12 protein-coding genes are annotated in these 25,908 nt (G+C 39.9%); 1 reads left to right on the top strand and 11 read right to left on the bottom strand.

The features are described from left to right. Window positions 1-97: 97 nt before the first annotated feature. Entirely contained in the window at window positions 98-3,094 is a 2,997-nt protein-coding gene (locus K5G00_RS02995; protein ID WP_238764200.1) for a glycosyl hydrolase, read from the top strand. 351 nt (window positions 3,095-3,445) lie between these two features. Here K5G00_RS02995 and K5G00_RS02990 read toward each other — a convergent pair whose 3' ends face one another. From K5G00_RS02990 to K5G00_RS02940, 11 genes are all read right to left on the bottom strand, one after another. Then, complete coding sequence (locus K5G00_RS02990) at window positions 3,446-5,176, bottom strand: sialidase family protein (RefSeq protein ID WP_238764199.1); 1,731 nt, start codon at window positions 5,174-5,176, stop codon at window positions 3,446-3,448. 85 nt (window positions 5,177-5,261) lie between these two features. Further along, on the bottom strand, window positions 5,262-5,867 hold the full coding sequence (locus K5G00_RS02985; RefSeq protein WP_238764198.1) for a 3-keto-disaccharide hydrolase: 606 nt from the start codon (window positions 5,865-5,867) through the stop codon (window positions 5,262-5,264). Between the two features lie 43 nt (window positions 5,868-5,910). After that, a complete protein-coding gene (locus tag K5G00_RS02980) occupies window positions 5,911-8,820 on the bottom strand; it encodes a GH92 family glycosyl hydrolase (protein WP_238764197.1) in 2,910 nt (969 codons plus the stop codon). A gap of 54 nt (window positions 8,821-8,874) precedes the next feature. Then, window positions 8,875-10,221, bottom strand: coding sequence for an amidohydrolase family protein (locus K5G00_RS02975; protein ID WP_238764196.1), 1,347 nt, complete (start codon window positions 10,219-10,221; stop codon window positions 8,875-8,877). Between the two features lie 150 nt (window positions 10,222-10,371). Beyond that, window positions 10,372-11,034, bottom strand: a complete 663-nt coding sequence (locus tag K5G00_RS02970) for an HAD family hydrolase (RefSeq protein ID WP_238764195.1) — start codon at window positions 11,032-11,034, stop codon at window positions 10,372-10,374. 39 nt (window positions 11,035-11,073) lie between these two features. Next, window positions 11,074-13,794: an alkaline phosphatase family protein gene (locus K5G00_RS02965; RefSeq protein WP_238764194.1), complete on the bottom strand. Its 2,721-nt coding sequence runs from the start codon at window positions 13,792-13,794 to the stop codon at window positions 11,074-11,076. A gap of 111 nt (window positions 13,795-13,905) precedes the next feature. Further along, a complete protein-coding gene (locus K5G00_RS02960) occupies window positions 13,906-16,863 on the bottom strand; it encodes a GH92 family glycosyl hydrolase (protein ID WP_238764193.1) in 2,958 nt (985 codons plus the stop codon). A 189-nt stretch (window positions 16,864-17,052) separates the two neighbouring features. Next, window positions 17,053-19,299, bottom strand: a complete 2,247-nt coding sequence (locus K5G00_RS02955; protein ID WP_238764191.1) for a glycoside hydrolase family 20 zincin-like fold domain-containing protein — start codon at window positions 19,297-19,299, stop codon at window positions 17,053-17,055. Between the two features lie 116 nt (window positions 19,300-19,415). Then, window positions 19,416-22,457, bottom strand: a complete 3,042-nt coding sequence (locus K5G00_RS02950) for a GH92 family glycosyl hydrolase (protein ID WP_238764187.1) — start codon at window positions 22,455-22,457, stop codon at window positions 19,416-19,418. Between the two features lie 25 nt (window positions 22,458-22,482). Further along, a complete protein-coding gene (locus K5G00_RS02945; RefSeq protein ID WP_238764185.1) occupies window positions 22,483-23,463 on the bottom strand; it encodes a CPBP family intramembrane glutamic endopeptidase in 981 nt (326 codons plus the stop codon). Between the two features lie 17 nt (window positions 23,464-23,480). Then, window positions 23,481-25,865 carry a beta-glucosidase gene (locus tag K5G00_RS02940; RefSeq protein ID WP_238764184.1) on the bottom strand — a complete coding sequence of 795 codons (2,385 nt, stop codon included), beginning with the start codon at window positions 25,863-25,865 and terminating at the stop codon, window positions 23,481-23,483. Window positions 25,866-25,908 lie beyond the last annotated feature (43 nt).

Here is a 25,908-nt window from a genome sequence, read left to right as displayed (position 1 = left end):
ATTTAAAACATTCGTTCAATAAATAATTTTGAAAGGTTTTTCCTTCGTATTACTAAAAGATTGGTATTTTATACCCTCACGATTAAAAAAAATCGCAATGAAACGAAGCCTGATACTACTACTATTGCTTTTTATTTTGTTCCCGAATTTTTCGCATGCACAGGACACGCAAAAAATTACAGCACTTTTTAAGAATCCCCCTGCTGATTGCTGGCCTCATACCCGCTGGTGGTGGCCCGGCAATCCGGTTTCGAAAGCAGAAATTATCTGGCAACTGGAAGAAATGCGGTCACATGGAATTCTTGGAGTGGAGCAAATTACCATGAACCCGGTGTATGAAAAGGGAAACATTCCTTATAACTCAGAAGAATATTTTGAAATGGTTAAACACACCGTTTCCGAGGCTAAAAGGCTGGGAATGGAAGTTTCCAATTTTGGGGGTCCCGGGTGGATTATCGGCGGTGACTGGGTGCAGGAGGCAGACAAATCAAAAGATATGGTTCCAACTTCTGTTGTTGTGAAGGGACCGGGAGTTTTCGATTCAGAACTTCCAAATAAGTTAACCAAAACAAAACGGTCGTGGGAAATTTATGAGCCTGAATTATCAGGTAATGAAACACTTTTGGCTGTGGTGGCGGGTAAAATTACGGAAGATGAAATTGCCCCAAATACACTAATTGTACTAACTCCCAATGTTATTCAAAACCGATTAAAATGGAATATACCGGATGGCAACTGGCGAATTATGGCATTTTGGTTAAAAACAAACGGCCATGCAAATGCTGTTGACCATTTCAGTAACGATGCCATGATTAGGTATTGCTCCTACCTTGGCGGAAGATACAAAGAAGCTGTTGGTGATGAATTTGGTAAATCGATTGATTCATTTTTTGCCGACAGTTTTGAACTGCCAAATCTTGCCAGCGGAATTTACTGGAGTACCGGATTACTTAAAAAATTCAAAGAAAAATATGGTTACGATTTGGTTCCGTTTTTACCTTGCATTTGGTGGCAAGTGGGTGAAATCAGTCCTAAAATCCGCTATGATGTAAATGAGTTTTTACATACAACAGGAATGGATGCATTTTTCGATTCTTTCTTGGCGTGGTGCAGGGAAAACCATGTAAAAGGAAGGATTCAACCTTATGGATTTACTACTGATAATATTGAAGCAGCTGGCAAAACCGATATTCCGGAAATGGAAATTACAGCCGGAGAAAAAGATGCCGCTGACTGGTTTGATACCCGAATTGGACCTAAAAAGTACGTGGCATCAGGGGCGCACATATACGGGCGTAATGTAATCTCAACAGAAGCTTATACGTTCATTCACTGGGAAAGATTCAGGGCAACACTCGAAGAGCTGAAAATAGCCAGCGATATTTACCTGCGAAACGGAGCAACAAAATTTTACAATCATGGATTTACATACAGCCCTGAAAAAGATGTTACTCCGGCCCGATCGATACCATATGCAGCATTTATTCATCCGGATAACGTGTGGTGGGATTACTATCCCAAACTGGCAGAATACATTGCACGCTGTTCATTTCTATTGCGCCAGGGTGATTTTGCCCCTGACGTTGCCGTCTATTCCCCTCTCGCCAATCAATGGACGCTTGATGTTCTAAATCCAAGAAAATGGACCCGGGAATTCGACTGGGGTGATTTGGGAAATCTTCTTATAGCAAACGGATACGATTTCGATTTACTGAATGACGATGCACTTCAAAACCTTGCAAAAATTGAAAACGGCAATATCAAAATCAGGAATGCAGAATATAAAATCATGTTGTTGCCCAATATTAAAGCTATTCCGTTGAAATCGATGCAGTTTATTGAAAATTATGTACACGCGGGCGGAACTGTAATTGCAATCGAACGGACACCTGAATTTTCTACCGGATGGAACAATTTTATGGAAAATGATCAAGAGGTTCAGAAACTTACAGCTAAATTGTTTAATTCACCAAAAGGAGATGATGACACTGCTTTCAAATCATATGGCAAAGGACAAACCTACCAGATAAAACAAGTGCTTGATCGCACAATATGGTGGGACAAACGCGCCAGCACATTAGATCCGTTTTTGAATACCATCCGAAAACACATTACTCCCGATTTTAGTATTGATTTTGCACAGGAAGGAATGCGCAAAAACAAAGGATTAACATTTATGCACCGGAAGGCAGGGAAAACCGATATTTATTTTGTAACCAACATTCAGGATAAATCCAGCACTATACCGGTTACCTTCCGAACAGACAATAAAAATATCAAAAGATGGAATCCATACAATGGAAAAATCTCTGAAGTTTTGAATTTTATGTCACATGAAGATGGGATTACCCTGTCCTTAAAACTGGCATCTTATGAATCGACGTTTTTTATTTTCAGTCCCGGAGAACCACCGGTTTATGTATCAGAAACCAATCTTAGCGGTATTGATTCTATAGGAAATAACAGCTTGAGCGGCCTTACATTTAACAATGGAGATTTCTATGTTGCAATCAGTAATAAAGGGAAAAAAACAGTTAAAACCGTTCAGGTTAACGATATCCCGGCTCCATTAAATATTGGTGGCGAATGGAAACTGACGCTGAAAGGAAAAGATTTTCCAGGTATAACAAAGAACATTACTTCTCTATCATCCTGGACAACGGAGGAGAATACGAAGCATTTTAGTGGCACCGGACAATACGAGACAAGCTTTGAGGTGCCCTCTTCCTGGATTCAAAAAAATTTGAATTTAATCCTGGATTTGGGAAGGGTTTGCAACGTCGCAGAAATTATCATCAATGGAAAAAATGCCGGTACCGTCTGGATGCGCGGACAAAATACAGACATCACAAAACTGGTTAAACCGGGTGAGAACAGAATTATAGTACGCGTTACCAACACTTTAATCAACCGAATTTCAGCGATGAAGGAAATATCACCTGTACCCGAAAACCTTGTTCCACATTTTGGAACAGCACGATCGCCAAATCCCACTATTTTACCCAGGGAATTTGGATTTAGTCCCCTGCCCGCTTCCGGTCTGCTGGGGCCAGTAAAAATTATACCTTCAAAAAATGTTACTATTTCGTTTTGAAAACTATCTGTAACTAAAAACCATGGTTCCCAACCGGCTTTAATAATGAGGTCGTCTGTAAAGGTCGCACAGACACAAATTCCGCCAGATGATGGACGTTATCCAGGTTAAGTCAGTATAAGGATTTACGCATAGCATCAAGTTTTCAGCAATGGCTACAATCCTTTTTAAGTCAATAAGTATTACATATGGAAGAATTGTTTTGCACGATTCAAGGTTAAATATCAAAAATGTAATTTGGCGTGACAAAATGAAAAAGGCTGCAACTCATAATTGCAGCCATTAGAATTTAACAAACAAAACCAGAATTCTTTCTATTTCTAAAAGCAATCGGACTCTATGCTATGAATATCATTCTTTCAGCCGCCACTTTGTACCCATCATACACGTCTTTTCTCCGGCCTTGTCGATCTGGTAATAAACAGTAAAGATCGAACCATCGTCGAGTTGCACAGAAGCAGGGTAACCTAAATCACTGTTCATTGCATCCTTTAGTATGATTTCGTTCTCAATGTCCCAGGTAAGACCACCATCTTTACTAATACAAGCTCTCTCGCTGTATGGCTTTCGCCGTACACCGTATACCGACAACAGCCATCCGTTATCCAGTACGATTAAATGCGGAGGATATCCCCAAAGCGGGGTCTCATGTGTAACAGTCCAGGTTTGGCCGCCATCGTGGCTTTCCGACTGACGCATAAAACTTAAGCGTTTTGTTTCCGGTTGATACCGAATCTGTGCCACCAGTTTTCCGTCGGGCAATTCAGCTACATGTGGTTCATGGTAATGCCCGATATCTTCATCCTCGGGAATTGGGATAGTGGCAATCAGTTGCCAGCTTTTACCTCCGTCCTTTGATTCTTCCACGCTGTTCACCTTTTCACCCTTCAACTTTCCGGTACCAACATAAAGCAAACGTCCATCGTTTAATTCGATAGGGCCATGTGGAGCCGTGCCGTTTTGCTTTACCGGTTCCTCCCAGGTACGACCATTATCCGTTGAGCGACGTATCCAGTTCCCCAACCAGCGTTCCCGTGTTTCCGGGCCAAGTTTTGCGGCATGTCTTTTCCACGAAGGATTATTAATGTAAAAACTCTCCCTGTCGAATGCCAGGGATGTAAACCAACTCACTACCAGTGTACCATCTTTGATTTGGATAATTCCGGCATCGCGGTCGTCGAGCGGAGTGTTATTAATGGTTTCCGGATCGCTCCAGGTTTCTCCGTTATCAATACTACGCACCATCTGGGTAATCCCAAAGGGGCAAACATGCTGATCGCGGTCTCCCGAAAAAACAACCAACAGTTCTCCTTCACGAGTTTTGCAGATTGTTGGCCATCCAATATATCGGTTCTCCTCTTTACACAATATATGGTGACTAACAAGAGTTGCTACACCATTTTGATCACTTAGTGACTTTCCATGGTCAACTTTAGAATTAAGGTACTGTTCCTGTGCGTTACGACTGTAAATTTGGAAATAGGCACCCCATTCACCACCAGCCTGATCAATCTTAACCAGAAGCTGGTTAACTCCCTTTTTTAAATCAACCTTTACTATTTCGTCTGATTTTTCGGCAGGTCCATCCAGTGGATGTGAGATAATCTGTTTCCCATTCAACCATACTTTCCCGGCATCATTTATACCAACATGAAAAAAAACTTCTTGTTTCTTTTTACACTTAATTTCTGCGTACAGATAAGCACAGGCAGGAGCTTCATCTCCATATAAATCGGGAAGATCAAGATAGGCTCTGTCCCAATTAGCAGGTTTGAATTCCAACACCTTGCCCGACGGTAAATACAGGTTAGTACCATGCTGAATTTGAGCCCCCGTCTCTCCGCCAACTTCTTGCAAAAAATCAATAGCATAACCGTTGCGCATTGATTCATGTTTTTCATTGCCCGGATAATAAACGCTTGGAAAAGGCCCGGCAGACAACCAATTTATAACATCGATCGTGTTGAAATTTTGGTCAATTTCTGTGATGTAGTCTTTCCCCTGTGTGAAACCAGACATCGAAAGCAGCGCAAAAAATGCACTAATAAAAAAATAAGACCGTTTGTTTTTCGAAAAATTCATTTCCGATATTTTAGAGGAAAAATAAATGTTAGGGTGTCATCCGCCAAAAAACGAATGATATCACTTATTTCTCCGAATTGACAAATTAATTCTTGCTCAAATCTCTGTAATACAAATCTTTTGCTTCGATCACCATTCCGGGATTATGCATCTGAATAGCAAAATGGCCCTGTTTGTATTCATCATCGTCATACGTCATTACCGGCTGGTCGTTAATCCAGAATTCAATATGATTTCCAACTGCTTTAATCCGATAGTCAAACCATTCACCATCTTTGGTAAGATTTTCAGTTGCCTTTCCTGTGGGTGTACCTGGTTTCCATAGCCAACCAGTAAAAGCATCCTGCGTATTACAGATTTGTGCTTCATAACCACGTGGAAATCCATCCGGATTGTCAGCCGGGGGATTGGCACGAAAGTAAAATCCGCTATTGGCGTCTCTGCCAGTACTGTATATTTTGAACTTTCCTTTTACCTCGAAATCAGTAAGTACCGGATCGGCATAGATATGCCCAAATTCATTTTCACCTTTTAGGATGCCGTCTTGTGCCGTCCAGGTTGCTTTTCCGTGAACAGTCCAACCTGTAAGGTCTTTCCCGTTAAACAACGATTGCCATTTGGGTTCAGTGTTACAGCTTCCAAGTAATATGGAAACTACAATTACGGTAAGAAAAAACAATGTTCGTTTCATAAGTATTGAAATTAGTAATTATTTGATTTAAAAAGTTTTACCTCTACAAATGAAACAGGGCATCTGCCGGTATTTCCTCTTGTTCAAAACCGGGTCCCTGCCAGCTTACAATATTGAATTTTTTAGCTCCCAATTGAAAATACTTCTCGTCGATTTTATATTTCCCCTTTCGCAAAGCGATGGTTTTAAATCCACCGTGTAAGAACTCTTTTCCGTCCAGGTACAACGTGCATTTATCATTTACTTTTATGGAAAAGGTATAAATTCCGTCTCTCGGAACGTCGAGATATCCTGAATAAATATACCCAAAATAATCCTCCTGCTTACGCTGTTCAATAGTAAAATTAGGGATGATACCCGTTTCAACAGGCGTTAAATTATCCAGATCATTTTCTTCCATTACATGGGCATGATAATACTTGTAATTAAGTCCCTTCTTAAAAGAGCCCTTACTTTCATAATTTGTAAAATCTTCGAACTCCAGTTTATTCGGTTTTACCGATACCGGAGCACTTGGTAATATGCCGTCTTTATAGCTTGCAAACCTTAGATTGGTTGTTTCATACACCTCAACTGGCGAGCTATAAAGATTCGATTTATTGGTTGGCCGGCTTCCATCGGTTGTGTAATAAATATTAACTGCTTTATCGTCGCATTTTAAGGTTACTGTTGCTTTGTCAAGAAAATACGTATCGTCGGTGACAGCATATGGAAGAATTGCAGCCTGTTCATATTTTTCACTTTCCGGACGATCTTCTTTGGCTACTCCCCAGTTTTTGTTTGGTGTTGCTCCCATTTCAAAAGACAATACAGTGCCGTTTAAAATATCGTTGTGCGTAAACCAGGATTTTGTGTAAGGATCTCCATCCAGTGATACAGCTTGAATGTACTTGTTTTCGACAGAAATATTTTTTGCCAGTATTGTAAAGTCTTTCCCGTTTTCAAGGTGAATGGTTACTTTATCAAAAACAGGACTTCCTATCACATAATCTGGTGTTCCCGGGCAAACCTGGTAAAATCCCATGGCACTTAAAATATACCATGCCGACATCTGCCCGCAGTCCTCATTTCCGCTCAATCCGTTGGGTTTGTCATCGTACATGGTATCCAGAATCCGCCGAACCATCGATTGTGTTTTCCAGGGAGCACCGGCGTAATTATACAAATATGCCATGTGGTGACTTGGTTCGTTTCCATGGGCATACTGGCCAATCAGACCGGTTGCATCAATGGCACCTTCGTCGTGGATAGATTCTTTGGTAAAAAGTGTGTCCATCCAGGCAATAAACTTTTTATCGCCGCCAATCAAATCAATTAAGCCGTTAATATCCTGAGGGGCAAAAAGGCTGTACTGATAGGAATTTCCTTCAACAAAATGCTCGCTTCCTTCTGCCGGATCAAAAGGCGTTATCCATGATCCTTCTGAATTTTTAGGTCGCATAAAACCCGTTGAAGAATCAAAGAGATTTTTATAAAACTGAGATCGGTAAATGTAATCCTGAAAATCGTCCTCGCTATTCAGCGATTTTGCCATATGCGCCACGGCCCACTCGTTGTATGCATACTCCATTGTCATGGAAACAGAACCTCCTACTTTGTCTGCCGGAATAAATCCCAAATCATTAAAGTAAGAAATGCTTTCCACTCGCTTTTTCATAGCTTCAAAAGCCAGTTCAGCATCGAAATCGCGGATTCCCTTTTGGTAACCATCCAAAATAACAGAGTGTGTATGATAACCAATCATCACACCTGTATAATTTCCGGCCAACTCCCATTGAGGCAGCCTGCCACCAATACGATACATTTCGAGAAATGTTTTTATCCATTCATTGTAGCGTGCAGGATCAATAATCGTGTATAATGGCATATTGGCACGAAATGTATCCCACAACGAAAAAACGGTATAATTATCAAACCCATCGGCTTTGTGAATTTGATGATCCACACCACGATATCTGCGGTCAACATCCATAAAAATATTGGGGGCAATGGCCGTATGATACAAACCAGTATAAAAAATCCTGCGTTGTTTTTCCGTTCCGCCTTCAACTTCAATCTTCGATAAAAAAGTGTTCCATTCCTCTTTTGCCTTGTTAACTACTTTTTCAAAATTCCAGCCCGGGCTTTCAGCTTCCAAATTCTTTTTGGCACCTTCAATGTCCACCGCCGATATTCCGACTTTTACCAGAATTTGTTCGTTTTCTTTTGTATCGAATTGTACAAAAGCTCTGATATTCTGACCATCAGCTTTTTTAATTCCTTCAACAACAGTATCATTTAATGCAATACCATACGTACGAAACGGCTTTGAAAATTTTGCATAAAAATAAACGAACTGCTCGGTTGCCCAACGGCGGGATTTACGTAAACCCTGAATTTCGGTGTCGCTGATGATTTCGATATTGGATGTGAGCACATGGTCGCGGTTTTTTAAATCGATGATAATGTTTGCGCTGTTTGATTGCGGAAAGGTGTAACGCTGCATACTTGATCGCGTTGTCGCAGTCATTTCAGCATTTATGTTGTAATCATCGAGCAAAACACTGTAATAACCGGGGGAAGCTTTTTCGTTCTTATGACTAAAAGCAGAACGATATCCCGTTTTTGAATCATTTTCGTCTCCGGGAAGTATTTGCAGCTTACCAACCGTTGGCATAAAAAGCACATCGCAATATTCCGGGGCTCCTGTTCCGCTCAGGTGTGTCTGGCTGAATCCCATAATGGTATTATCGGAATAATGATACCCAGAGGATCCGTCCCAATCTTCCCAACGGGTATCAGGACTAATTTGAACCATTCCGAACGGCACCGTTGCCCCGGGAAATGTATGCCCGTGTCCGCCTGTGCCAATCATCGGATCAACTAATTTAGTATAATCAATATCGCTCTTTTTCTCTTTACAGGCTGTAAAGAGGATAATCAACAAAAGAATTAATAATCTGGTTAGCTTCATCTATCTTGGTTTATTTTAATTTATAATTTTACTGAACCATCACGGGATATTATCTTAATTACTTAGCTTCAAAATTGAAACAGCGTTGTCATAAAGTATCATTTGTGCAATTCTCAGAGCCTCTGTTTCGGTAAAATAGCCATCCCTTACCTTCTCTGTCAAAACATTTGCAACGACTTGCCGGGCAAACAGCTGATGTCCGTACACTCCTTCCACGTTATGAAAATCGCCGCCAAAAGCCATAATTTTATTTGCAGGAATTGTTTCGAGCCATTCATGCAAGTATCGTTCGGCATAAGATGGTGAGATAATGTAAAGCCAACACATGTCGATGGCTACATTTCTAAAATTTTTCGCCAGTGTTGCCAGTTCGCTTCCAAAGGGATATCCCCCGTGAAAAAGAATAAAATTAACATCACGATATTTCAAGAACAAATTGGCAAGGTGAGTTGGGTTTGAATTTTCGATCAGGTTTCCGTCACCAGCCTGCAGCCCTGTATGAATTTGAATGGGAAGCCCTGCTTCGCCTGCAAGCTCTATCAGACGGTAGGTCATGTAATCCTGCAGCGGTTTTACTTCTTCAAAGGAATATACATCGGTTTCTTCCGAATTCCTCAAATTTTGAAATACTGCTTCAGCCGTTTCTTTTTCAACCTCTTCAAAAAATAAGGTCCTGCTATAAGCCACACCTATTTTTACAGCAACATTCCCTTCATTCACAGCTGCCTGAAACTCCTTTTTCAGCGACGCTTCCATTTCATCCAATGAATTAATTTTCGTTTTCAAACGGTTCTCAATGTTTCTGATTTTTATTTCCGAATCGATGTTTATATAATCAAATCGCTTTACATAACTGATCATTCCCGTATCCCCAAAGCTGTGATTATTGCTGTCAACTACTACATAATCAATTTTACTTTTTTGCTTCAGAACCGTATAAAACCAATCGGTATTGTATGCTTCCCTGATTCTAGCGGAAAGCTCCTCAACGGTACTCTCATTAAGTGTTTTTATACCAAATAACTGGTCAATTGTAAGCTCTACAGCGCGATTATAGGCTGTATTAAAGGAAGCCTCCCAAAACGGCTTTACAGCTTGCCACTTTTCCATTACCGTTAACGAACCAGAAAGCAGTTCTTCAAAATCAGCCTTCGCCATTCCGGCCGATTTAATATCATCGTCGGCATAATGGTGTAACAACAATGTAAAATCAAGCATGCTGCTTTTTTTAATACCGTTCGGAGAAACAAGGTGCTCGTGTGTATCTACAATGTGCATATTATTGATATAGTTTCTGATTCGCATTTCAAAACCCTCTTCAGGAAAAGGTTTCACCTGTACCTGGGCTTGCAAACTGCAAAAAAGAGGAAAAACGAATACAAAAAATATCGTTTTTTTCATAATTTATTTTGCTTTTAATTGACAATCTTTTTTAGTTCTTTTGCTTAACTTAAATACTGGCCTAACTCAACGCAATGAGCCGTTAAGACCAAAGTAATCAGCAATATCATAATTTTTTTTCTCATCAAACCAGTTAATTAAATTACGGTTTTAGCTTACCTGATGACTGGATAATTTAAGTTCGTTATAATCAGATATTACCTGTATGGCAAGGCTAAAATCATGATTTAAATTAAATCCGTGTCTGAAGGCCACAACATCACAGTTTGCTTTATGTGCGGCAGTAAGACCGGCAAACGAATCTTCGAATACCAAAACATCCGGTCCCGGCAATCCTAATTTATCAATTGCAATCATATATGCCTGCGGATCTGGTTTATGCTTTGTTACCTGCTCTTTGCTGATTACTACGTCGAAAAAACCGATGAGTTTTACCTGTTTTAGAACCTGTTCAACCATCCAGCTAAAAGCCGAACTTACAAGGCCTAATTTTTTTCCCTGCTTTTTAAGCTCATTAAGCAACTCAACGACATTTGAATTAGGTTTAAGTTTTTTCGTAAGCAATTCCTGGTAGATACGTTTGAATTCCAAGTCAAAGTTTTCAATATCAGGATTTATATTGGCTTCTTCAAAAAAATGATTCCTTACCTTCTCCCAGCTTTCACCCATTACAGCTTTGTAAACATCAACACCGGCAAGCCCTCCAAAAAATTTGCAAGTTTCTGAAAGTGCCAATCCCTTAAACCTTTCGGAATTGACGAGTGTACCGTCCATGTCAAAAAGATATGCTTTATATTTTTTTTCGATGTTCATGATATTTCATTACAGGCCAGATGATATCATTTGCTTTGCTTATTGCTCAGCATTATTCTTATCAAAATCTCTGCGGGCATCTTCCACGTCATCCATATCCGGCCCCTGTTCTATTTTTCGCCAGTCAATGGTCCTGTGGTATTTTTTCATCGAAAGTTCGGCATCGTACATCCGTTCATCATGACGTTCCAAAGTATATGGTGTAAAATCAGGTTCGTCCGTAAAAAAATCCTGCAATAGCGAGGCAGTCAAATCAAAATGATTGACATATGGTACATTCAGAATGTTATATATGGTTTTCAGTATAGCGCCAAAATTAGCATGGGTATGTGATACATAACCCTTTTTCACATATGGACCGGCCATCATAAGAACTGAACGGTGTGCGTCAACATGATCAACTCCACCTTGTGGATCATCTTCTGTAATAATAACCAGCATATCTTTCCAATATTCTGTTCTTGAGAGAAAGTGCAAGATGCGTCCAACAGCCAAATCGTTATCTACCATATACGACTGGCGGTAAGGATACCCCTGCTCCGGATCCGGACCGGTACCATGATCATTCGGAATCATTACGGTAACCAAAGGCGGCATTTTGTCGTTGCTATCAATCCAAAGTCTTGTAAATTCCTTTTCAAACTGATCCATCCGGTACTGATCAGGAATATTCATATTATAGCCCGGATAATCGTGACTGGTCCGGTAAAACAATGCTTTTTGCATCGGAATCATTACACCATGAGCAGCACCTGTGTTAACATCGTACCAATCTTCCCGTTCATGACCGCTTTCGTTGGCCTGGCCAAAGTTGTAAAACTCGACTCCCTTTCGTTCCATAGCTTCCCAGATTCCACCAATTTCAGCATAATCTTCCGGGTCTACACTTCCAATGGTTTTTGGAAACCGGCGTCCTTCCGCTTTCGAGAAAGGCATCGCTCGTTTGCTTGTTGCCGCATTTGCCTCCACCCATTCGTTTGGAATTACCCCTACCAGCCAGTGATGGCCATGTACCGAGGCATCACTGTCGCAATAATAATTATCGGAGTATGAAAATTGTCTGGCCGCTTTGATATGATTTGGTGCAATTCTCAAATTGGGGAACTTTGCCTGCATTGAATCCGGTAATGTGTAAGTATTATTAACACCGTAACGTGCAAGCGTACTATCGCCACGTCCTCCTTTTAACTGACCAAAAACCTCATCGTAAGTCCGGTTTTCCTTGGTAATATAAACGATATGTTTAATCGGACTTTGGCGTAATCCCGGCAATGCAGGAAGTGGGTTTTTCCCGTCATCTTCCACAGCAGTTTCAATAAAGGTATTATCAATACATTGTTTTGTATATTTTGCCAGTTCTTCCGCATCGGGAACATTTACCTTCTGAAAACTCCCTAACTGAATGGAACTAACTGAAGCTCCCTGTATTGGTGGCACAAAACCGTCACCTCCGTTTGGCCCTGCTCCCCATCCACGGCAAGTAATAATGTACAATTCTTTCTCGTCATCAGATAGCTCAACCCGTGTTGGCCCCCAACCGGAAGGAATTAAGCCTTTTGTTGTTTGTGTGGGAATATCGATGACAGCCACGGCATTAAATCCGAGAAGTGCCACGTACAACGTTTTTTCGTCTTTGCTCATCGTAATTCCAAAAGGAAGAAGACCTCTAATTTTATCGATTCGCTCATCCACACGGATTGGAATGCGTCCAACCATTTCCTGCGTTGTATGATCGATAATGGCAATATTATCATTTGTGGCATTGGTTACATAAGCATACTGTTTACCAACAGCAATTGAATTCGGGCTCGCTCCTCCAACAACCTCTGCATCCTCAACCGTTTCACCGATTAAATAGCCCGTTTTGAATTTGTTAATTACTTCATTCTTTTCCAGGTCGATGGTAAATACACTCATGGCATCAGGATGATTGGGGCTGCCCAGGCCTGGAATCACTTTTCCTTCCACAATTGTCCCTTCTCTTGATTCATGCGTATTTTCACCGTACGGATGATGAGAAATACGCGAAGCTTCATAAGTTTCGGGAGTTACTCCATCGACCAACGGATAAGAATAAACTCCAACATTGGCCACAAAAGCCTGTTTTTTATCTGGGCTAATTGCCACACCAAAAGGCTGCCGCCCAACTTTAACCGAAGCTGTTATTTTTTTTGTATTTAAATCGATTCGAACCAATCGGAAATTTCCACGATCAAGAACAAGTAATTCATTTTTATCCGGATTCAGCATTAAATCCGAAGTAAAACTATCCTGATAATCTTCCCCGTTTATTTTACCATTCAAAGAAATGGCACCAACTTTTTTATACTTTTCAATATCATAAATTACCACATCACCTTTATCGCCGCCACTTAGATAAACATGTTTTGAATCGGGGGAAAATGTCACTCCCAGAAACGAACCTTTTTCCAATGGAGAAGGTATTTTTTTATCATAGCCTGGAATTCTTTGGGCTGATAAATCTTTCAAATGAATTATTGTAATAACCCCATTGTGAAGTGTAACCGCTTTCTTTCCGTCTGGTGAAACCGCCATTCCGTAGGGATCATTGGTAATCGGGATAAAATCGCCGGCCATGGTAACATAACGCCCACTTGGCAATACCGTTACACCATCTTTATCAATATCGCAATACTCATCCTTGCCCGGAACCTGTAAAACCTTTACCGTTGTTACTGACTTGTTGCAACTGATAAATAAAAGAATAAAAATGGCTGATAAAATTAAACTCCGTTTCATATTTTTATATTAACGTGATAAATAACTCATTTTAAATATATTGAATAAAATGTATCTGTGTTTTTGATATTCTCCTTTTTTGTCACCCAATCGCCTGTTCAATGTTTAAAACTATTGTTCTGCACTGTGATACAATACCGATGCAGGGATTACTTCTTTACTGAATCCGGGGCCTTTCCAGCTTACTCTATTTTCAAAACCGCCGCCCATTTGAAAGTATTTTTCTGCAATCTTATATGTTCCTGCCTTTAATGCTACAATTCGTGAGGCCGGAGTAGCTGTTCTTGGGCCATCCATATCGATAAATCGCTTTTCATCCAAATAAAGAACCCCACCATCGTTCGTTGACAGAAAAAACGTGTAAACCCCGTCTTTCGGAATCTTTATATAGCCGGAATAAATAAAACAAAAGAGACCATCGTTTTCCCTTTCACTTATGCTAAAATTTGGAGTTATTCCCGTTTTTTTCGGTTGAAAAGCATCTAGTTCATCCACATACAAAACGTTCTCTTCATAATATTTATATTTTAATCCAGGCAAGAGATTAGCTCCTTCATAATTTTTAAAATCTGAGACACTAACTTTTTTCAACTTTTCGATTTTTGTGGCAACAACCGTACTTGACAAAAGACCTTCTTTTTGCGCAAAAAACTTAATTTCAGTCGTCTTATCCAACTTAAATGGATTGGTGTAACGTTTAGAATCCAGGGTCGGTTCACTTCCATCCAGCGTATAAAAAATTGTTGTTCCCTTGGTATCGCTACCCAAAGTGCCCGTTGCCTTATCGAAAAAATAATTTTCTTTGATTTGATAATATGGCATTGAGACCGCCGGAACAAATTCTTCCGTGTATGGCCTGTCTTTTATTGATGTTCCCCAATCCTCATTTGGATGCTCCCCCATCTCGAACACAAACTCACTGCCCTTTAAAATTTCTTCATGCTTAAAGTAAGACTTTGTAAAGGGTTCTCCATTTAGTGTTGCCGATTGGATATAAGCATTTTTTTCGGAGGCATTATTGGCCCTGATTATGAATTTTTTACCGTTTTCAAGATGGATTGTCACTTTATCAAATGAGGGGCTACCAATGGCATATTCTGGCTTACCGGGTAAAACAGGATAAAATCCCATAGCGCTCATTATATACCATGCCGAAATTTGTCCGCAATCTTCATTTCCACTTAACCCTTCAGGCGTATCATCGTAAAGGGAACTGAGAATTTCTTTTACATATTTTTGTGTTTTGGGTGCCGCACCCACATAATTATAGAGATACGCAATTTCATGACTTGGTTCGTTTCCATGTGCATACTGACCAATCAGGCCACTTGCATCCACTACGTTTTTGTCATAACTACTTGTGTGCGTAAACAAAGTATCAAGCCATTCCACAAATTTAGTATCTCCACCTAACAGTTTAATCAATCCATTAACGTCCTGCGGAACAAAAGCACTGTACTGATAAGCATTTCCTTCAACATAATGCCCACTGGGTTCAGCTGGATCAAACGGAGACACCCATGTATAATCGCTGTTTTTTGCCCGCATAAATCCGGTGGATGAATCAAATAAATTTTTATAAAACTGTGCCCGCTGCTGATAAAGCAGGTAATCGTCATTCTTTTCCAAAATCCTGGCCATTTCCGAAACACACCAGTCATTATAAGCATATTCCATCGCTTGCGCAACAGAACCACCTACACCTTCAATATCGGCAGGAATAAAACCATAATTATTGTAATAGGGAATATTTTCCATTGATTTTTTCATTCCCTCAAATGCCAGGTTCACATCATAATTTCTTATCCCTTTGTTATAAGCGTCCAGAATTAAAGGAAGTGCATGATTGCCAATCATATGTCCGGAAAGAGTGCCATGTATTTCCCAACGCGGTAATCTTCCGCTGATGTGATACATTTCCAGAAAAGTTTGAATAAAATCATTCATCCTCGACGTTTCAATAATCGTAAGAAGTGGCATTTGAGTTCGGAATACATCCCACAACGAGAAAACCGTATAATTTGTAAACCCCTTTGCCTGATGAACTTTGTGATCAACTCCGCGAAATTTACCGTCAATATCCATGAACAGATTCGGGGCCAGAGCTGTATGGTATAAAGAAGTGTAAAAAATCCTGCGTTCCTTAAGACTTCCTCCTTCAACTTCTATTTTAGAAAGATATTTATTCCATTTCCTTTTAGCCTCATCTTTAATTTCAGAAAAATCCCACCCCGGATTTTCAGCCTCAAGGTTCTTCTTTGCTCCTTCGACACTTACGGCAGAAATACCAACCTTTACCAAAATATTTTCGTCTTTTTTTGTGTTAAAACTTACAAAGGCCTTTACATTTTTCCCTTCGGCTTCCTTTATCTGATCAACAATTGTATCATCAACAGCAACGCCAAACTTCCTGAATGGTTTTGAAAACTTTGCATAAAAATAGATATACTGATCGACAGCCCAGCCGGTTGACAGGGTGAGTCCTGAAATCGTTGAATCATTGATAATCTGCAAATTCGAATTAACGATGTTGCTTCTGTGCTTCAGATCTATAATAATATTGGCGGCCTCTGATTCCGGAAAAGTATAGGAATGAAAACCAGTTCGTTCGGTTGCAGTTAATTCTGCAGTTATGTTATAATCATCAAGATGTACCTTATAATAACCGGCTGAGGCCTCTTCACTGGCATGACTAAAAGCTGAACGATAGCCCGTTTTGCTGTTATCCTCATCACCGGGAACCATTTGAATTTCACCAACTGTTGGCATAAGCAGCACATCACAAAATTCCGATTCACCCGTCCCGCTTAAATGAGTGTGGCTAAAACCGAGGATTGTTTTATCGGAGTAATGATATCCCGAAGAACCATCCCAATTTTGCATGCGCGTATCAGGACTTAGTTGAACCATTCCAAAAGGAGTTGCAGCCCCCGGGTAGGTATGTCCATGTTCTCCTGTTCCAATAAAAGGGTCAACATATTTAGAATAATCTTTTTCTGAATTTATGGAAACTTTACAACCATTTATAAAAAAAGGCAGAAGAACTATTACCAAAATTATCTTTGTCATTTTTATTCTATTCTTTCGCATCAAACTCATTCAGTTGGTTTCTATTTTTGGATAACAATATCTTTTGTATGCTCTACGTCACTATGTCCGGAAACTTCAATGCCCGTTGTACTCATCCAGGGAGAGAAAAGATTCTTTCTTATCCTTTTTCAATATTATAGAATCATTGTTACCTCTTGTCCGTAACACTTATTTTTTAATCAACCAAAGCTCTGTTAGCTCGGGATCTCCCCAATTCAAGACAATTTTACCGCTCCTAACTGCCTCTGCAGGTACGTGATATTTCACCACAGCACCTTTTTCATCGCTAAAAACAAAAGGATCCACCCAGGTTCCATTCACCTTTATTTGTGCAACGCGATAGCCGGTCACCCACACATCATATTCAGCAGAAGCATCAATATTATCATACACTGCTGCAATTGGCTCGTCCATGCTTACCAGCCATGAAAGCCGCAATCGATTAAATCCTTCATCCCAATACCAATAGCCCGGATTTGGATTCCGTTTCATCAACGGATCCGTATCAAGTCCCTCTCCACGCACCACGTGAGTGGAACGATCCAAGGTTCCCAAATCATCGTAAAAACTTCCTTCACCTGGTTTTTCCCAGTTACGAATAACATCCAGTTGCTTTATCTTTTCTGCTTCAGAAGGTAATTTTGAAATTCGGGCAAACTCGTCCTCCAACCAAAGGCGGTTATTCATAGGCATATCGAGGTAATCGATAATGGCTCCCCGATTTAAGCCAACTGCATGATATTTTTTCACACTGGTTTGGTATCCCATGGAATCATAAAGAAATTGTGCTGATTTTTCGATTTCCGCTTTTAAATCAGAAGCTACCGGCTCAGTTATGGCAAGATTCAGAATTTCTTCCGATTTTTTTATTGCCTTCTCTGCGCCTGTTTCTGATGCTTTGCCAAGGACTTCATTCACCTGTTCCTCCAAGCTGCGCTCGTATATCACCCGGTTTCGGATATAGGCATCATACCTGGCTCTCAACATAAACAATTGCCATCGCCAATTAGCTTCTAACTCAGGCGCCATTTGGTTCAAATATTCCCAAAAACGGAGTGTTGTTTCAACCGAGCCTTTTTGAACCAGCGCACCTACCCAATTATCTTCCAGTGCAAGAATACCATCGGCTACTGATTCGGCTAAATCAGATCGAAAAAAGTAACGACCATAATCTTTTAAAATTTCGCGGATATCAGCTTGCTGATCCCATCCTTTAGCACTCCACAACACTTTATTTAAATCATCGTGCATTCCATCAGAATACGAAATAAATCCATCGGTATAAGGAGCCGACCAATTATGTATTGTTGAATAATAAAGCGGTTGAGGATTTGGACATTCCCTTCCCAATGTGCGGGCTAAAGCAGAATCCCACCAGCCTACATCGTACTGGCTTCTGCAGGAATGTGTTACATCCGGATAATCACGCAAACGATATTTTTCCGGTAGTCTTTTTCTCATTTCAGCAATTGGAGGAGTGGCCGGACCAAGAACCAAACCACCTAACCATTCCGGCATATTCGCATCTATATATTCAAATACATAATCAATTTTTTCCTCGTCAAAATCCTGAAGCGAGAGCCATAATTTGGCTTTTGGATGTTTTACTACCAGGTATTTGTAGAGCTCGGTCAAATATGGCATTATCAATTTTGGGTGATTACTCCCGGGATCTCCACCGGGTAGAAAGACACCATCCAGCCGCGGTGTTTCATCAAAAAATTTCTTCTGTTTCGAAATGGCCTGCTTTCTTTTTGTTTCATCCGATAAATCAAAACCGGCAGGCACCCAAGCCCAGTAATCAAGATCATACTTATCGCAAATTTGACTGATGATAATATTCATTTTCTCAGGAGTAACTTTCATCATCGATTCATCACCTGCATGTAAAGGAATATTTTCGATACTGTTGGTTCCGAACATAGCCAAATCCCGAATATATTGTTCATATATTTCAGGAGTCCAGGCATCATAGGAATTAGCTGTTGCCCTGTAACCAATCTGGTGACCGCGAATCGGGTACTGTGGAGACCTCGTTATATCCAAATGGACTGGAATACTAACTTCCCCTTTACTCCATTCCATCAATCGAAGAAATTTCCCCACTCCAAATAACACTCCCCGGGCATCCAATGCAGAAATAGAAATACGACAGCCACCGTCTTCCATATTTATCTTTAGATTATATCCTTCCGGGTTAAGACCATTAGATTTAAAGCTATTACCGGATGATAAAAAAATAGCATTTTTATAATTCCCCTGCTTTGTATCTATAGTCCATTTTAATCCGGTACGTTTTTCAACCTCTTCGCTTAATACCTGCGCAGCTACAATTTCAGAGTGTATATTTTGACTGCGGATAACAATAACGGCATCGTTAATACAATTTTCACTGCTTAATGCATTAACCGGCATTTGTATTAACAGAAAACAAAAAAGTAGCATTGGGGTGAAAACTCTTATCTCCAAGATTATTTTAATCAATGTTATTCTTGTTATTTTTTGAACTTATTTTTCTCACACTATTAAAATTATTTTTTATGAAACAGTACTTTCGGCGGAATTTCCTGTTTATCTACACCCGGACCTTCATAAGAAACTTTTAATCCGTTCAAACCACCCTCCTGGAAATATTTCACAGAAATAGGGTGAAGACCTGCTTTTAGCTCAACTTTTTTCCCTACTTCCACCACCGGATGCAAACCATCGTTATTAATAATCATATTATCATCGATATACATTCGTCCGCCATCGTTTGTAGCCAGATAAAAAGTATATTCACCCGCCTGTTTTATATTGATATATCCTTCAAAATCAAACGAAAAGAATTGTTCTTTCTCCCTGGGTTCCATTGTAAAATTTGGAACAACTCCCTTTTTTAACGGAGGAACATCCAGAAAATCATGAACCATTCGATATATTCCATGCGTATATTTATATGAAATTCCGGATTTTACCTCATTCATGCTCACCTTTTTTATTTCTCCCATTTTTTTGAAAACAGCAGTAGCGATGAGACTGGCCTCTTCCCCTTTAAAAGCTTTCATTTTTACAATGGTGTTTTTATTTACCACCAAACCATTTGTATAGAGTGAAGAATTCCTGGTTGGTTCAGAGTCATCCACCGTATAACGGATTTCAGCGCCTTTGGTATCACAAACCATATTTACTGTACATTCCGTTTTAAATACCCTATCTAAATTGCTCACATACGGAGTAGTCACAATCACCGGCACCTCTTCTTTAAGAGGATATTCACTGTTTACTGCCCACTCTTTGTTAGGCTCAGGCCCCATAACCAGTTCAAGCTTACCTCCTTTTGCCAATTCTTCGTGACGGAACCAGAAATTGGAAAGCTCTTTTCCGTTTAATTTGGCCGATTGGATGTATTTATTTTCCGCAGAAAAATTATTTGCTTCAATTACAAATTCTTTTCCTTTATAATAATCCTGATCAAGTTGAATGGTAATTTTCTTGAAAACAGGACTCGAAATTTCATATACCGGATCAACAGAAGAACCGCCATCCATTTCAAACAATCCCATAGCACTCATTACATAAAAAGCGCCCATTTGCCCCTGATCTTCGTCGCCGTGGTAACCATCAACCGGACCTGTACCAAAATAATTATCCAATACTTCTCTTACCCAAAACTGTGTTAACCAGGGCTTGCGTGAATAATTAAACAACCAGGGAGCTTCCATATTGGGTTGATTCCCGATATTTACAAATTCGCTGGTGAAATGAGGATAGGAATTTTTAAATCCGTGCTCAAGCCGTAAGTTAAACTCATCCAATCCCATCAAATCAATTAAAGCCGGAACATCCTGAGGCACATACCAACTAAACTGCCAGGCATTTGCTTCCACATAATTTTTAGAACCATAACCAAAATCCTGCCCTTGATCTCCTGCGCCGGTACTTACGGAAAAATCTTCGGTCCAGGGGCCACTTGCATATTTAGCCCGCATGTATCCATTAGAAGGATCAAAAACATTCCGATAATATTGAGAGCGTTGCATAAAGTATTTGTAATCCTCAGTTTTGCCCAAGGCTTTTGCCATTTGAGCCACACACCAGTCATCGTATGCATATTCCAGTGTATTTGAAACAGGGCCTTCGATTGCAGGTACAAAACCAATATCCATATAGGTTTGCAAATTCCTGTTCCCAACATAACCACCACACTCATGTGGCTTTCCCGGAATCATTTGAATTTCTTTCATGGCTTTATATGCTTTTTCAGCATCAAAACCACGAATTCCTTTTTGCCAGGCCATTACAATAAAAGGCACCTGATGTGCTGCAACCATTATACTTGAATATTCAAGTCCACCGGGCGCGTCGGCCAGCCAACCACCATCGTCATATAACTCCAGCAATGAGTTCACCCATTGTTCTGTATAATCGGGTGTTAACAAACTCCACAATTGATTTAAATTCCATGCCGACCCCCAAAAAGCATCGCAACCATAAATCGGACTATCCGGATTTGGCGCCTGCTGCACCTTTTCACACATATCCACATATTTTCCGTTCACATCACTAAAAATGGAACGGGAGCAATACGCCCGATATAAGTTGGTATAAAACTTTAATTTATCTGTTTCAGAACCGCCTTCAACCTTAATTTTTTTCAGCAATGCATTCCAAACATTTCTCGCATTATCGTGTGCTTTATCAAAATCCCAACCAAAAGGATCCATTTCGGTATTCAGGTTCAACCAGGCTTGTTCTGTACTTACATATGAAATGGCTGTTTTTAACAACACAACCTGATCATCTGCCAAATCAAATCCAAGAAAAGCGCCCAAATCCATGTCTTCAGAGACTTGTATATCTTCGGTATCTTCAAGAATTTTTGTTCCTTTCCATCCGCCCATAGATTTAAAAGGACGGTTAAACCGAGCTGCGAAATGAAGCGTATATTCATTCCATTCACCTGCTTCGCGCTGCACAAATCCTTCTATTTCGGTATCACTTACTTTTCGGATTTCAGCTTTTATATTTTTTGAAGGCTCTTCTTCAGCAACTTTTAAATCAAAAAGAACCCGGCCATTTTCTCCTTTTGGAAACGTATACCGCTGAAATCCGGCCCGAGTGGTTGCAGTAAGTTCAGCAAGAATATTATAATCTTCCAAAACAGTAGAATAATAACCGGCTGTGGCAACAGTGTTATCATTGTTTATACGTGAGCGATATCCGGCATCCGGATCATCTGATGTTCCGGGGTTTATTTTTAACTCTCCGGTAGTTGGCATGGTTGTAAAACTTCCCATCATCCATGAATGCACATGCCCAAAACCGGAAATACTATTTATTTTATATTCGTATCCGGCTCCCAACTGATAATGTGTCTCATCGGTATTATCTGGACTCAGTTTAACCATACCAAAGGGCATACTTGGCCCCGGATAAAGCATCCAGCGTGATGAAGAAGTTCCCAACAAAGTATTTACATAATCAACGGGCTGTTTTTCTTTTGACATGGGAGAACAACACCATAAAGCCCCTGTTAAAAAAAATACAGAGACAATTTTGAAGAACACTTTACAATTTTTGATTTTTAACATTTTAGATATTTAAAGATTTATTCTGTTAACCTGCGAGAACCAGTTTCCAAACCCAATCGACTAACGTATGAGTAAGAATGGCGGCCAATAAATTATTGCCACTCTTTTTGTATGCCCAGGCATAGCCAAGTCCGGCAATTGTGGCTAAGGAAAAATAAGTTATCTGTGTTGGTAATGTACTAACATTATTCCAGTGCATTAATCCAAAAGCAAGTGAAGACACTACCCATGGAATCCATTTTTTTGAAGTTGCCTTCTCAAGTCCTTTAAAAAGTATACCTCTAAAAAACAGCTCTTCAGGCAAAGCAACAGTTAAAAAAAGGCCGATAAAATGAGCAGCAAGTTTTGGAACGTCAAGTGTTTTGGGAAAAGCGAAAGTCAGAAATCCTGTTATTAATCCGGGAGGAACAACCAATACCATTATCCCTAAAAGGGCAAGAAGTGCGATATACAAATCTTTAATTTTGGGTACCAGACGGTAGCCGATATCAGCATTCCTATATCCATACCAACCTATAACAGCGATAACCGAAATGGTTATTGACCACCAGTTATAATCCAGTAACGGATGCATTTTCGTTGACCAGCGAAGATCAAATGGAATCCAAAGAATAATCCAAAGGGCAAGGTCAATCCACCCGAACTGAAAGTGGTTACTTTTTATATGTTTCAATGAACCAAATACAGCCAAAACTATACATGCAAAAATTGCAGTAAAATAAGGATCAAAAGTTAACGTCAATAATCCCGGAATGGCAAATAATAGCGTTATTCCTCCAGCAGTATAGTAAATTGAGCTTTTATCCTTCTGTAGCCAGGAATTAAATTGTTGCAACGCTTTTGGAGAACCTAGAGCCAGCATTAAACCCAAAATAGGAGAAATGCTTAAAACCATTGAAATAACCGACATTATTGTCTGGTCTGAATCGAGACTCAGTAAGGCGTATATTAACACAGCCCCTAACAAAGACCAAATAAACCAAAGGACAAAAAATCTGTTTTTCATGATTTGCAATCTAAATTCTATTTACTATTATTTCGGCTCAATTCCTCCATAGCGAAATTAGGATAAAGCACATCGTGCACTTTTTCTACCACAATATCATTCGATAAATTAAATGAAGCTTTTAAACGAATATCTCTGGAAGACGCTCCAATACGCACTTCATAATCACCTTTATCAGCCATCCAGGCACTAATACCACTTCTAAAAGATGCCAGTGAAAGCGGAGCCAGTTCAAAAGAAAGTTCCTGGCTTTCTCCTGGTTGCAGAAGTTTCGTTTTAGCAAATCCTTTTAATTCCTTATCCGGTTTTTCCATTTCAATGGTGGGAGCTGCCAAATACAGTTGAACCACCTCTTTTCCGGCCACATTTCCTGTGTTTTTAACGGTTATGCTGACTTGTAAACTGCCGGAAAATTGTGTACTGCTTAAAGCTAAATCTGAATATTCAAAGGTGGTATAGGAAAGGCCATAGCCAAACTCGTAAGCTACCGGGACATCAAAAGAATCGTAATACCGGTATCCTACATAAATACCCTCTTTATAAAAAGAATTTATTGGATCCTCCGGAGGTAATCCCGGAAAAGTAGAAGCCGAAGGAACATCTTCATATTTTAACGGAAATGAATCTGTTAACTTCCCTGATGGATTTACTTTTCCTGTGAGAATATCGGCTACTGCGCGACCACCTTCCTGTCCGGGTTGCCAAGCCATTAAAATGGCATCGGGATAATCTCTCCAGGTTACTGTTTCCCATACACCACCTACATTGAGTACTACAATAACCTTTTTACCGTTGGCATGGTATATTTCGCACACATTTTTAAGTAAATCAAGCTCAACCTGCGTGATAGGCAGATATCCATTTTCATAATTTTCACCACCGCTTCTGCCAAGTGTTATTAAAGCAACTTCAGATTTGGGTTCGTATTTTACAATATCTGCTTTTGAAAGCGGTTGTTCCTTACTAAAAGCAACCAATCTCTTTTTGAAATGTGGCGGTGCCTGATCATCAGTTATGCCATTGTCTGCCCGCATTTTTGGATTGTTAAAATAATCAGGAACCAGATTTTCCCGCTTGATTTTTTCGATATAATCCAGGTAATTTTTCTCCATCTCAGGTAAGATGCTAAACCCAGCTTCTTTCAAACCTTCATTTACAGAAATTGCGTATTTGTTACTTCTGATTCCTCCACTTCCTGTTCCGGCCTCAATCAGATGATAACCAGTTTTACCAAAAACAGCTATGGTATTTTTTTCTTTTAATGGCAGCGTATTATTTTCATTTTTAAGAAGTACCATTCCTTCACCTGCTGCCTCTCTTGCAATTTTTGCATGCGCTTCCAAATCAGGCTTCATGGTTGGTACATACCCTTTTTCTGAAGGTGATTTTTGCTTCAATTGCATATTAAACACAAGGTTTTCGTCAAGCGTACTTTCGTCCAGTGTTTTATCTTTAATTGCCTGTGTCAACTCCCTTACTTCGTCCATATTTCCTCCCATAAGCATATTGTTACCAGCTCTTACTTTTGCCACCGCACTTCCATACCCATCAAAATCGGTCATAAAAATTCCTTTATATCCCCATTCCTGTCGTACAATGTCTTGCAGTAATTCAGGATTCTCTGCTGTATAAAAACCGTTAACTTTATTATAAGAAGTCATTATTGCCTCAGGATGTCCCTCTTTTACAGCAATTTCGAAGCCACGCAGATAAATTTCTCTAAGCGCCCGCCGGCTAATCACCGCATTGTATGTTCTGCGATTGGTTTCCTGGTTATTTCCTACAAAATGTTTTAACGTAGATCCAATTCCCTTAGATTGAAGTCCCTGAACCATTGAAGCTGCCAATTTTCCTGAAAGCAAAGGATCTTCGGAATAATATTCAAAGTTTCGTCCACACTTTGGATCTCGGTGAAGATTCATTGCTGGCATCAAAATAACATCGTAACCGTATTCCAGTAATTCATCCCCAAAAGCCTCTCCTATTTTTTTGGTCAACTCTGTGTTCCAGGCTGACGCAATACAGGTAGAAGTTGGAAAAGAAGTAGTGTACGTGTATTCTGTTGCTCCTTCAGGATGCGGATCACGGTTTATTCCCGAAGGTCCGTCGGTAAGCACAGTTTTCTTTACTCCAAGACGTGGAATGACAACATTTGCTTCCTGATTGGCGATTATAACTCCTGTCCCCTGTTCTATTTTTTCAGGTTTTTCTTTGGGAAGAAATTTTCCGTCACCAACAGTCAGACCTATTTTTTCCTCGGTCGTCATAGCAGAGATTATCTCTTTTGCATTGTCTTTTCCAAACTTTGGTGTATCAGTTGGTTGACTATTTTGACAACTCTGCAAAACAAGTTGAACGACCATCAGGAGAAGCACTCCAATAAAACTATTCTTTACCTTCATAATGGATAAATATTATTTGTTATGAACGGAAGGATACTGAATG

Source organism: Maribellus maritimus (assembly GCF_022267315.1).
GTDB lineage: Bacteria > Bacteroidota > Bacteroidia > Bacteroidales > Prolixibacteraceae > Draconibacterium > Draconibacterium maritimum.
The sequence above is the reverse complement of the archived record's forward strand: the minus strand, read 5'-3'. Positions and strand labels throughout refer to the sequence as shown.